General features: G+C 49.7%; 10 protein-coding genes and 2 pseudogenes. 3 read left to right on the plus strand and 9 right to left on the minus strand.

What is annotated here, in order from left to right; all coding sequences use genetic code 11:
- The first annotated feature begins 33 nt into the window (after nt 1–33).
- Nucleotides 34–1,073 (plus strand): annotated as a pseudogene (locus CIK78_RS12065) (IS3 family transposase).
- A 6-nt stretch (nt 1,074–1,079) separates the two neighbouring features.
- On the opposite strand, the gene CIK78_RS12070 reads toward CIK78_RS12065, so the two are convergent.
- From CIK78_RS12070 to CIK78_RS12100, 7 genes are all read right to left on the minus strand, one after another.
- Nucleotides 1,080–2,126: a LacI family DNA-binding transcriptional regulator gene (locus CIK78_RS12070; protein WP_096280351.1), complete on the minus strand. Its 1,047-nt coding sequence runs from the start codon at nt 2,124–2,126 to the stop codon at nt 1,080–1,082.
- Between the two features lie 108 nt (nt 2,127–2,234).
- Entirely contained in the window at nt 2,235–3,167 is a 933-nt protein-coding gene (locus tag CIK78_RS12075; RefSeq protein ID WP_096280353.1) for a 3-keto-5-aminohexanoate cleavage protein, read from the minus strand.
- Nucleotides 3,168–3,189: 22 nt separating this feature from the next.
- Nucleotides 3,190–4,173 (minus strand): 3-hydroxyacyl-CoA dehydrogenase, encoded by a 984-nt coding sequence (locus CIK78_RS12080; RefSeq protein ID WP_226938653.1) that lies wholly within the window; start codon nt 4,171–4,173, stop codon nt 3,190–3,192.
- Nucleotides 4,174–4,191: 18 nt separating this feature from the next.
- A complete protein-coding gene (locus CIK78_RS12085; RefSeq protein WP_096280357.1) occupies nt 4,192–4,965 on the minus strand; it encodes an SDR family oxidoreductase in 774 nt (257 codons plus the stop codon).
- A 37-nt stretch (nt 4,966–5,002) separates the two neighbouring features.
- Nucleotides 5,003–6,271 (minus strand): TRAP transporter large permease, encoded by a 1,269-nt coding sequence (locus tag CIK78_RS12090; protein ID WP_096280359.1) that lies wholly within the window; start codon nt 6,269–6,271, stop codon nt 5,003–5,005.
- 2 nt (nt 6,272–6,273) lie between these two features.
- The gene (locus CIK78_RS12095) at nt 6,274–6,801 is read right to left on the minus strand and encodes a TRAP transporter small permease (RefSeq protein ID WP_096280361.1); all 528 of its coding nucleotides are present in this window, start codon (nt 6,799–6,801) and stop codon (nt 6,274–6,276) included.
- A gap of 56 nt (nt 6,802–6,857) precedes the next feature.
- Nucleotides 6,858–7,856, minus strand: a complete 999-nt coding sequence (locus tag CIK78_RS12100; protein WP_096280364.1) for a TRAP transporter substrate-binding protein — start codon at nt 7,854–7,856, stop codon at nt 6,858–6,860.
- Between the two features lie 333 nt (nt 7,857–8,189).
- Here CIK78_RS12100 and CIK78_RS12105 point away from each other — a divergent pair.
- Nucleotides 8,190–9,272 (plus strand): annotated as a pseudogene (locus CIK78_RS12105) (IS3 family transposase).
- 70 nt (nt 9,273–9,342) lie between these two features.
- On the opposite strand, the gene CIK78_RS12110 reads toward CIK78_RS12105, so the two are convergent.
- The gene (locus CIK78_RS12110) at nt 9,343–10,254 is read right to left on the minus strand and encodes a LysR substrate-binding domain-containing protein (RefSeq protein WP_096280366.1); all 912 of its coding nucleotides are present in this window, start codon (nt 10,252–10,254) and stop codon (nt 9,343–9,345) included.
- A gap of 120 nt (nt 10,255–10,374) precedes the next feature.
- Here CIK78_RS12110 and CIK78_RS12115 point away from each other — a divergent pair, with 120 nt between their 5' ends.
- Complete coding sequence (locus tag CIK78_RS12115) at nt 10,375–11,076, plus strand: NAD(P)H-dependent oxidoreductase (protein WP_096280368.1); 702 nt, start codon at nt 10,375–10,377, stop codon at nt 11,074–11,076.
- Between the two features lie 103 nt (nt 11,077–11,179).
- Here CIK78_RS12115 and CIK78_RS12120 read toward each other — a convergent pair whose 3' ends face one another.
- A complete protein-coding gene (locus tag CIK78_RS12120) occupies nt 11,180–12,493 on the minus strand; it encodes a DUF945 family protein (RefSeq protein ID WP_096280370.1) in 1,314 nt (437 codons plus the stop codon).
- Between the last annotated feature and the right edge of the window lie 15 nt (nt 12,494–12,508).

The following is a 12,508-nucleotide window of genomic DNA, read 5'->3' on the forward strand; positions in this document are numbered from 1 at the left end:
GAATTTTTAACCTGAATCAACAGGAGATTCCACATGCGCAAATCGCGTTTCACTGACAGCCAGATCATGGCGATTCTTAAGCAGGCCGAGTCCGGTGTGCCGGCTCCGGAGCTTTGCCGGGAACACGGCATGAGCAGCGCCAGCTTCTATAAATGGCGCGCCAAATACGGCGGCATGGACACCTCCATGATGAAACGCCTTAAAGAACTGGAAGACGAAAATCGTCGTCTCAAGAAGATGTACGCCGAGGAGCGACTCAAATCCGAGTTACGCCAAGAGGCCCTTGAGGGAAAGTGGTAAAGCCATCTCATCGACGAGAGATAGCGAAGAAGGCCGTTGAAGCAGGCCGATGCAGTACTCGGCTCCACCTTAGGGTCTTTAGCATCAGCGAGACCTGTTATCGCTACCAGGCCACGCTGAGGCCATTGTCGACTGGCTGGTGCATTTGGCCCACAACCAGCGTAACTGGGGGGTTGGGCTGTGTTATCTATATTTACGTAATGTGAAGGGTTTTGGCTGGAACCATAAGCGCGTCTATCGGATTTACAGGGAGCTGGAACTGAACCTGTGGATCAAGCCGAAGAAGCGCCTTGTTCGGGAAAAGCCGGAACCGCTCGCCGTGCCACAAGCACTGAATGATTGCTGGTCCATGGATTTCATGCATGACCAGCTGTGCGATGGTAGAACGTACCGCCGGTTCAACGTGATCGATGATCACAACCGGGAAGGCCTGATCATTGGTGCGGATTTCTCCCTGCCGGTAGAGCGCGTGATTCTGTCCTTAACCCAATTGATCGAGTGGCGAGGGAAGCCCAACGCCATTCGCTGTGACAACGGGCCAGAGTACATCAGCAAGAGCTGATCAATTGGGCGAAGCATGAACACATTGAATGAAGGTACATCCAGCCCGGTAACCCGCAGCAAAACGCTTACATTGCACGCTACAACCGAACGGTTCGTTCGGTGACGTCCAGGCATTTGCAATGCGTTGGCTCTGGACGTATAACCATGAACGACCCAACATGGCGTTGGGCGGAATAACACCGAAACAAAAGATGGCCATGGCCGCTTAACGGATTCTACTTATCGCCCCGGTTATAAATGGGGGGGTTGCCTACTGGGCGAGTGCTTCGGCGAATTTTCGGTGTCACCGGCAAAATAATCTGCTCAGGTGGGGCCTCGGGATGACTGATATGGTTAAGCAGCAGTTCGGTTGCCTTGACAATCATTTGTTCGACCGGCTGTTGCAAGGTCGTGAGAGAATGACTGGGCCATGCTGACATTGCCATGTCGTCAAAGCCTATGACTGAAACTCCTTCAGGTACCGATAAATGCAGCTCATCGCGTAATGTCTCCATACCGGCAATAGCCATTAAGTCATTCGCAGCGAACAGTGCATCCGGCATTGTTTCAGGTCTTCGAGTTGAAAATAAACGGCGCGTCGCATCGCAGGCCTCATCGTATCGATAATACCCTACATCATAAGCAAAGCAGGTTTGGCCTTCTGTGGCCAAGCCTGCTTTGAAGCCCTCTTCACGTTGACGATTGGTTGTCGATTCGGGTATTCCCGCTAAATAAGCAATTCGTTGGCATCCTTGTGAAGCAAGATAACGACCTGCCCAATAACCGCCTTGATAATTATCGCTCCCAACTTGACTAATACCAGAATACTCGACGGTACGATTTATAATGACGACGGGAATCCCAAAGTCCGCGACTTCTTTCGCCTGATGTTGGTTTAGCGTAATGGCCAGCATCAGCACCCCTTCAACTTGGCTGCGAATCAGGTCGTCCACCACCATGTCAAAGTCGCCATTTTTTGGTGCAAAAAACAGCAACAGGTGATAACCCTGTTCCTGTAAAAAGCGGGAGGCTTTCTCTAGTAAATATGCATAAAACGGATTCTGAAGACTATAAGTGACTACGGCGATCGTCCGACTTGAGCGAGTAATCAAAGAACGCGCGATCGTATTGGGTCGATACCCCAGCTGTCGCGCGGCATCCATCACTTTTTTACGCGTCTTTTCTGAAACACTAGATGCCTGCGAGAAACTGCGGCTCACAGCGGATTGCGACACCCCGGCTAGGTGAGCGACATCGCGTGAAGTGATGGATTTTCTTTTCATTGATTCAACTTATTCAGGCGAGAGAAGTAACGGATTTAAGCCAACCTAGCAAAACGAGAAGGCCCGGTCGCCCAGGCCTTCCGTTAGTGTCAGCTTTTGGGAGCTATTTTAGAAACGAACCTTATCAGCACCTTTAAGCTCTAGCATTTCCCGTGCTTCATCAGGGGTCGCAATTTCAAACGAGAGCGCCTCCAGAATCTCGCGCACTCGCTTAACTTGCTTAGCGTTAGTTTCTGCTAATTTACCAGGTTCCAGCCATAGCGAATCTTCTAGCCCTACCCGTACATGCCCGCCGATAGCAGCCGATTGCGCCGCGATTCGCATTTGGCTACTGCCAGCGCCTAAAACCGACCATTCGTAATGTTCTCCAAAAAGCCGATCCGCAGTACGTCGCATATGCATTACGTCCTCGGGGTGTGGGCCAATACCACCCAGTATCCCAAATACGCTTTGTACAAAGACCTTGCCCCCAACCACGCCTCTATCCAGTAAATTGCGGAGGTTATACAGGTGGCCAATATCGTAACATTCGTACTCAAATCGCGTGCCATTTTCGGTGCCTAGCGTGATGGCCTTTTCAATATCTGCAAAGGTATTTTTAAAGACTAAATCTCGGCTATTCTCTAGATGGTCACGCTCCCATTGATGCTCAAATGACGAGTAGCGATTAAGCATAGGAAACAAGCCAAAGTTCATAGACCCCATATTCATAGAGGCCAATTCGGGCTGAAACTCCATGGCAGGCCGCATACGTTCTTCGACCGTCATGTGTGGGCTTCCTCCCGTGGTCAAGTTAATCACCGCGTTGGTTGATGACTTGATCTTAGGTAAAAACTGTTCGAATACCGCCGGATCTTGAGTAGGCTTGCCATTATTCGGGTCGCGAGCATGCAGATGCAGAATAGCTGCCCCCGCCTCGGCCGCCGCAATACTTGCTTCGGCAATTTCATCCGGCGTTACCGGTAAATGTGGTGACATTGATGGTGTGTGAATTGCACCAGTGACTGCGCAGGAAATGATTACTTTACGCTTGTTAGCCATTGTTAGGTCTCCTTGTTTTGGTTTAACTACTATCTTTTTCAGCCATTAAGCGTTGATGCGCTATTAGTGACATCAGCCGACGATCTCGCCATTCATGACGAGCCGCTAGTTCAGCACGGGGCAATAAAGCGCGTCGCTCTTCACCCACTATTTTTAGAGTGGATGCATCCCATGGGTTTTCTTGCCCGCGCTGCTGGTCTACTTGGTGATATAGAGGCCCATAACGACTGGCATAATCCTCGATTCCAGCCGGAGCGTTGAGATCGATGGTTTCAAACGGCCCCATAAATGACCAGCGCAGCCCCAGCCCGTGTTTTACAGTTTTATCGAGATCTTCCGCAGATACATACCCATCGCGAAACAATCGTAGTGCCTCATTAAGTAATGCACCTTGTAACCGATTGAGCACAAAACCTTCGATTTCTTTACGTACTAAAATAGGCACTTGCTGTGCCGCTTCCATTAGCTGCAATGTCGTGGTCGTTACGTCCTCAGATGTCTGTGGGGTTGGTACAATTTCAACAAGGGGAATTAAGTAAGGTGGATTGACGGGATGTGCAACTAAACAACGCTCTGGATGTTGCAAGCGCTCACTAAATTGCGAAGCTGCAATGCCGGATGTAGAGCTGGCCAAAACAGTACCGGTAGCCACCACTGCTTCGAGCTCACGATAAATAGTTTTTTTACCCTCCACATTCTCTGGGCCACACTCTTGCACATACTCAACGCCCTGCATGGCGCTGGTTAAGTCTGCATCAAACCGAATGCGCGTCATTATTTGGTCAACATCAGCCACTAACTCGGCCTGCTGCAAATCATTTAATGATTGCCGGATAGCATCGCCTGCATTTACCAGCGCGTTGGCATTAACGTCATAAACACTCACTAAAAATCCAGCCCGAGCAAAGACAATTGCCCAAGCACGACCAATTAACCCAGCCCCAACTATGCCAATTTTCATTTGAGACACTGCGCCAGCATTCACCCGTTGTGTATCTGGTTGCATGACTATCGAACCTCTGATTTATAGCGTTTCGACATTGGCGCACACGCTTAACGCCTGCCCGGAAATATTCGAGCCACCTGGGGCGGATAAAAATAGAGCCATCGCCGCTATGTCCGTAGGCTCCACCATTTTTCGCATGGAAATCTTGGCTAGGTTTTCTTGCTCCATTGCTTCATAGGTGATGCCACGCTTAGCCGCTCGATCTTCAATGACTTTCTCTATCCGTGGGCCACGTACAATGCCGGGTAAAATAGCGTTTACCCGTACGCCATCTGGACCTAACTCGCAGGCAAGGCTTTTGGTTAAGCCGACAACAGCCCACTTGCTTGCCGCGTAGGGCGTTCGATAGGCAAACCCCAAACGACCTGCCACTGAGGCCAGATTAATCATTAGGCCCTGGCTTTCGCGAAGCAATACCGCTGAATGGTGAGCGATACGATATTGTCCGTTCAGGTTGATATCGATAGTGTGCGTCCACTCCTCTTCGCTAATTTCCTCAACGCTGGCGGTTGGTCCGGCTATCCCGGCGTTGTTGACGACGACATCGAGCCCTCCCAACTGCTTCACGTCTTCAAAAAGTCGATCAATATCCTTCGCGTTACTTACATCTCCTAACGTATAGGTAATCCCCTTAGGTAATGACATGAGTGCCGCTTCGTCTACATCGCAAACATGCACCAAAGCGCCAGCTTCTTTAAAAGCCTGGGCAATCGCTAAACCAATCCCGTTAGCGCCTGCCGTAACGAGCACCTTTAGCCCCTGACGCGGAATGAGACTTTCGATAACTGACATGATTGTTTTCCTTGTTAGTTGAAGTAGTAATGGGGTATCAAAGTGACGGTAACCACGTTGATAGTGCAGGTATCAAACTAATAATCAGCACATTGACGAGTACAATGGCTACGAATGGCAGGATCGCCCACGTCAATCTAGCGACACCGATTTTGGAGATTTGCGAGGCAACGAAGAGATTCAGCCCGACAGGCGGTGTGAACATACCCATTGCCAGGTTTACCACCATGATGATGCCGAAATGAACAGGGTCGAAGCCGAAGCTAATCGCAATAGGTAACAGTATCGGCACAAAAATAAGAATTGCCGCCGCGGCCTCGATAAACATGCCGACAAACAGTAGCAACACATTGGCCATAATAATAAAAGCTAAAGGGCTCTCAATGGTTGTTAGTACAAAATCTGACACCATAGTGGGTACACGTAAGCTCTGAAGAATACGTCCGTACAACCCTGCAGCGGCGATAATGCTCAACACAATTGCAGAGGTAACGGCCGAGTCTTGTAAAATACGTACCAAATCTCTCAGTTTTATTTCGCGGTAAACCATGAAACCCACAATAAATGAATAGGCAACTGCGATAACGGCCGCTTCAGTTGGCGTTGTGATACCCCCATAAATACCTCCCAAAATTATCACGGGCATCAGAATCGCTAATAATGCTTTTCGGGCGGCCTGTAGCATTTCCTTAACAGTACTTTTTTGGTTGCCGCCAATACCGTTTTTACGCGCAAACACATAGGCAAAAACTAACAATGAAATGGCAACCAGGATGCCTGGCAGTATGCCCGCAATAAACATATCGCCTACCGACACATTCGCGGCAATAGCGTACAGAATTAGCGGAATGCTGGGTGGGATAATGACGCCCAATGCACCAGAGGCGGCTTGGTTGGAGGCTGCGTAACTTCCGGGATAGCCTTTTGCAATCATCGCAGGAATTAATATAGAGCCAATCGCCGCAGTGGTTGCCGCTCCTGAGCCAGAAATAGCCGCAAAGAACAACGACGTGACAATGGCGACCATTGCCAACCCCCCTGTCATACCGCCTACTAGCGTGTTGGAAAAATTAACCAATCGCTCGGAAATGCCGCCATGCTGCATGAGAAACCCCGCCAGAATAAAAAACGGAATCGCCATTAAAGGAAACGAGTTTACGGAGCCAATCAGTTGCTGAGTAACGATTAGCATGGGCATTAAATCGCCATGCCAAACGGTGATGGCCGATGCTAACCCCAGTGAAAAGGCAATGGGTACGCCAACAAGAAACAAGCCGAGTAAGAGGAGGAACAACAGAAGCGCCATAATTAGCTGACCTCCGGCGGTTGATGCTCCGCCTGTTTGAGATGCTCTTTGCCTAAGATTTCATCTATGAGCAGAGCAACACTGTTAACCAGAATCACGATTCCCCCTAAAGGCACCGCCATGTAGGGCCACATCATCGATACGCGTGTACTTGGGGCCGTCTGATTAGAGACACGCCCCACAAGATCAAATCCATACTTCACAATGATCAGTGCAAATAGCGCCGAACAAAGCACAACGGCCACTCTCAATACGTAAGCAAAACGCACGTTTGCATATTCCAGAAGGATATCAACCGAAATCAAAGTGCCTTTGCGGTAGGCGTATCCGGCACCAATAAAGGTTAACCAAATCATTGCAAAGCGAGCTATTTCATCAGAGAAAAATAACGGTTTACCCACTACAAACCGAGCAAACACTTGCCAAAAAATCAGTACGGTCATCGTCAGTAATAAAAATGCTAAGCCCCACCCCACCACGCGATTAAATTGATCGATGGCTTTATTGACCTGTATTAGCAAAGACTTCATAGCAGCCCCACCATTGATGAAAGTGCGGGGGAGATCCCCCGCGTGTTGTCAGAGGATCAGTATTCGAAATTCAGAGCCGCTTCAACGAGGTCTTCACCTACGGTCGGTGACCATTGTTCAATCACCGGACGTACAGCATCGCGGAAAGGTGCAAGATCAGGCTCGGTGACCGTCATTCCAAGTTCTTCAAGCTGAACTTTATAGCGCTGTTCAAGTTCCTGACTTGCTTCACGCTGAAAAGGCAAAGCAATTTGCGCGGCCTCAAGAATGATTGTTTGATCTTCTTCGCTAAACGAATTGAATAAGTCTAACCCCATCATCAGTGGTGCAGGTGAGTAGACGTGCTGCGTTAGATTTAGGTAGTCCTGTACTTCGTAAAAGTTGACATCATAAATAGTCGCCAGAGGGTTCTCTTGGCTATCCATGACCCCCTGCTGAAGTGCGGTGTAGACCTCTGTCCATGCCATTGGTGTCGCGTTAGCGCCTAATGCCTCCCAGGTATCTACCTGTACCCGGCTCTCTTGGGTACGGTGATTAATTCCATCAAGGTCTTCAGGCGTGTTAAGGGCACGCACGGAGTTTGTGTTATGGCGAAAGCCATTTTCCATCCAGGCTAAGAACTTAACGTTCATTTGTTCTTCAGCGAGTGTCGCCAGCTCTTCACCGTATTCACTATCCAAAAACGCATAAGCATGGGCGTTATTTTCAAAAATATACGGCAGATCAAACAACAGGAATTGGTCAACAAAGCCACCCATCGGGCCTGTTGAAGTAATACCCGCATCAATAATGCCGAAGCCCATTCCCTCAACCACTTCCCGTTCAGCACCCAGCGCATTGTTGTAGTGCGGTTCAATGGTCAAGCGCCCTTCTGAGAGACGTTCTAATTCTTCACCAAATTTCAAGACCCCCACCCCCTGCTGGGAATCAGGGCCAAGAGGCAAACTGACATCAATTGAGCGCTCAGCTTGCGCAGTTGCAGTGGTAGCCATGGCTATGGCAATAGCCCCAGCCATTACCGACACTTTTTGCGGCGTAAGATAGACGTGATGCATTTATTTAGCTCCTATTGTGATTGTTTTTTGCGACAGATTTTTAAATGCTCAGCTGCGCTGTAAAACCTTTTACCCTTTACCGCTCAACATCAACAGTTCTAAAATAAAAAGACTACGTATTCAATACAATGACTTTTATATATCAATATAATCTAGTAAAGCACTGATAAAAAAGGAATATACTTTAGTATAACCAAGTGAATACGTAGTCTTTTATATCCATTTTTATTTTTCTGCTTTAAACAAACGGTGCTTGTCAACGGGTAATCTTTCCGAAAAAACAGGGTGCTCAAAATTAGAATTTTCCGTGAGCTAAACGCAGGTAGATTCTGCATGAAAAAATCACATTTTTCTGACAGACAAATCATGGCAATTCTAAAGCAAGCCGAGAGCGGCCTACCTGTTCCTGAGCTCTGCCGTGAATACGGCATGAGCAGTGCTAGCTTTTACAAGTAGCGAGCCAAATTCGGCGGCATGGATACCTCCATGATCAAGCGTATGAAAGAGCTCGAAGATGAAAATCGGCGGCTTAAAAAGATGTATTCAGAAGAGCGTCTCAAGTCCGAGCTGCGCAAGGAATCCCTGGAGGGAAAGTGGTAAAGCCATCTATCCGTCATGAGATGGCATACAAAGCGGTTGCGAAGGCCCGTTGTAGCATTCGCGTGGCCTGCGTTACCTTCAGCGTCAGCGAATCCTGCTATCGCTACCAGGCCAAGCTCAGCAGTGAAAACGCCGAGATTGCCGACCTGCTAGTGCGGTTGACTCAGCACCAGCGCAAATGGGGCTTTGGCCTATGTTTTCTGTATCTGCGCAACGTGAAAGGCTATCCCTATCCCTGGAACCACAAACGCATTTACCGAATTTATCGGGAACTGGAGCTGAACATGCGTATCAAGCCCCGCAAGCGGCTGGTACGTGAAAAGCCCGAGCCGCTGGTGGTACCCACGGTGATCAACGCCAGTTGGTCCATGGATTTCATGCATGACCAGCTAGAAGATGGACGTAGTTACCGGCTGTTCAACGTGATCGATGATTACAATCGGGAAGGCCTGGGCATTGAAGTGGATCTGTCTTTACCCTCTGAGCGGGTAATGCGAGCATTGGATCAGATCATCGAGTGGCGTGGAAAACCTACCCAGATTCGCTGTGACAACGGGCCAGAATACATCAGTGCCGTGCTGGCTGCCTGGGCTGAGAAGCGGAGCATTACCTTGGTCTTTATCCAGGCAGCAGAATGTGTATATCGAGCGCTACAACCGAACTGTGCGCTACGACTGGCTGGCCCACTATCTATTCCACTCCATTGAGGAAGTTCAGGAATATGCAACGCAGTGGCTATGGACCTATCATAACGAACGGCCCAACATGGCCCTCGGAGGCATTACTCCTCAACAGAGACTGGCCATGGTGGCTTGAACTCTACTTTTGAAGCCCTCTAAAAATGGGGGATTACCCACGAACAAAAGGATAACTGTATAAAAGGGTTTTATATATCTTTCGACACTCTCGTCAACATACCCTGCACCGCCATCACCCAATCCCGGATAGCCAGAATCGTCGGATCGTGCTGGCGGCTTTCTGGATAGACCAGGAAAAACGGTTTGCCTTCTAATTCCGGACCGAATGGCTGTACCAGCCGCCCATCCTGCAATTCATCCTTAATAAGTTGTCGGCTCATCAGCGCCACTCCCTGCTCACCGACGGCAGCAGAAATAGCGTGAGTTTCGTCAGAAAACACTAGCCCGGCTTTGACGTTAAGCCCCGCGACCCTCGCCCGTTTCTGCCAAAAAGCCCAATCAAGTCGAGTAGATACTTCCCCCTGAGCCGAGAAGTGGATCAGTGAATGTGAAGGCAGCTGAGCTACATCGCTCAAGCCAAGGCGTGGGCTGCAGACGGGTACAAAGGTATTATCAAACAGCTTCTCTGCCACTAGCCCTGGCCAGCGTCCATCGCCATAGCGAATCGCAATATCGGTTGTTGCCGCATCCAATGCTACCGGCTCATGAGAGACATGAACGCGCAGATCAATATCGGGATGAGCATCGCGCAGCATACACACCCAGGGAAGCAACCAGCGCATCGCCACCGCTGGTGTTGTTGAGAGCGTTACGGGATGACGAACCTGCGCAGCGTTCAGCCGCCCAACAACATTGCTGATGCTATCAAACGCGGTCTCCAGTACTTGAAACAGCTCGTGACCCTGGGGTGTCAGTACCAACTGACGAGGCTTTCGAACAAAGAGAGACACTCCCAACGCCCTTTCAAGCCCCCGGATTTGATGACTAATGGCGGTGGCCGTCACCGACAACTCCTGTGCCGCCTGCTTGGCGCTTTCATGACGGGCAGCAGCCTCGAAAGATCGAAGCGCCGAAAGTGAAGGTAATGGGCGATGACTCATAAGTGAATTTTACTCATCTATAGCGGCAAGAAATGATCGTTTGTTGAAGCTTATAAGCACGGCATAAGCTGCATCTACGATTAAGAATAGATGAATTCAGCTCACAATTGGAGACACAACATGTCACATGTCCTACATATAGATGCGAGCGCCCGCCCCGGCATTGCAGGCGTTGACCACCACGGCTCGCATAGTCGCCATCTGTCCCACCGATTCGTCAGTCAGTGGCAATTACGCCGCCCGCAAGACGTGATCACCTATCGAGATATAGGCCAACGCCCACCATCCATCGTTAATCACGACTGGATTGCATCTACTTTCACATCTGAAGAGCAACGAGAACCCTGGATGAGGGATGCACTAGTCGAAAGCGACCAGCTGGTTGATGAGTTGATTGCTTCGGATATCGTGGTCATTGGCACGCCGCTCTACAACTTCGGCATGCCCGCAAGCCTCAAAGCATGGGTCGATCAGGTAATTAGGCCAGGGCGAACGGTCGATATTGACAAGACCCAACCGGACGATCCTTACATCGCCAAGCTCACCGACCGAGAGCGGCATGCCGTCGTTCTCACCGCCAGAGGCGGCGTGGATATGGCACCCGGCGAAGCAATGGCGCACATGAACCATCTGGAGCCAAATCTGGCCTCAGCGTTTGAGTTTATGGGTATTACCCGGCTGCATTACATTGCCATTGAGGGGCAGGAAATAGGTGGCGAAGTGCTGGCCGCGTCTACTGCTCAAGCACTACGCAACGTTGAAATGCTGGTGAGTGAGTTACAGGTGACGTTTAGGGACGCTCCAACGCCCGAACTTGCTTAAATACGTAGAAGAGCTATTTTTGAAAAGCAATCTTTCCAGAAGTCCTTGAGATGATTAGGTGCGAAGATAATGTCATTCATAATCTCCGCACCTTTCAAGCGTGTTACATCACAGGCTGACCATTAACCGTTAACGTGCCGTCTTTCCACACAACGTGCTGCATATCACTTGTCGGGTCTAACAAGCCTGCAAACGGCATTGGAATCATACCGATAACGAGATCAGGAGGCGTTGTCAGGCTGACATCCAGACTCACTCGATTGGCAAGATACGTCAGTGCGTCGGCTTCGCTCATCACGTCATCTGAGGCCTGCAACAGCTCAGGCTGCGGCAGCTCTTCATCCCAAAGCGCGCTGTACAAGGCAGGTTTAGAAAGATTGGCTCCATCAAAGCTTATATCGGCCGTGAGGCGCGGCTTGAAGTCGATACCCATCATAGGCAGCACAACATGTGCTTCCAAAGGCTGGAAGGCAATCGACGGATTGGCAATCAGTACATCGTAGCCGCTCTCGATAGCCTGGGTTAGCAGTTCACGCTCTTCTTGCTCATCACCTCGCTCACCGCTTTCTTCGTATTCTAAACGCATTGCTTCCAGCGGTGCATAGGCTTCTTGCAACGTCTGAAAGGCCTGTACATCCCAATTATTGGCCGTCATCTCAAACGAAATGCTACCTATAGATGTATCGTCTGTACCCATATCGGCGACTGTGAAAGAGGCACCTGAATTAACAATTGGCGAATCACCCACGGATTCAGACTCAGCTTCAAGCGCTATATCTGTCATATAGACGCTGACACCCTGCGCCAAAAACTCAGCTCTGGGTATTGCCAAAGACTGCTGCATTACACGGTTCTCATCTCCTTGTGTATGCAACGTAGCGCGAGGCGATATAATCCGCACCGAGTCGTTTTCATTATTAATGAGGACCTCACGCGCCTGCCCTTCAACATTCCAGGCATTGAGCTCTTCACGATTTAAATCCACCACCAGATCATGAAGCGTGCTGTCGACATCAACCGTACTTAAAGAACTAGACGTAAGCTGGCCGTTTATCGAACTGCGAGTGGCCACCAAGTCAACGTCGATATCACCCGTTACAAACTGTTCATTCGGATGAATCGTACCCGTGATCGGGCTTTTAATAACGCCATGATCGACCAGCAGGTTTACCTGCGCGTTGGCATTTTCAACACCTACCATGCCGATCGTTGCGGTCACCGTTGTTTTGAACAGGGTTTTATCAATCGTCACATCCCTTGCGTACCAAGAAAGCGAGTCATCCATCTGCGCAAAGCTTTGGGTAAGCGCCTTTTCAACCTCATTACCCACTACCGCCTGCGCACCTAAATATCCCCCGCCCCCCAACACTACAACGCCAGCAGCAGTTAAAATCAACGATTTAGAGGTTGCAGGCATGTCTGTATCCTTAAT

The sequence above is a fragment of the Halomonas sp. JB37 genome (genome assembly GCF_002332255.1).
Classification (GTDB): Bacteria; Pseudomonadota; Gammaproteobacteria; order Pseudomonadales; family Halomonadaceae; genus Vreelandella; species Vreelandella casei.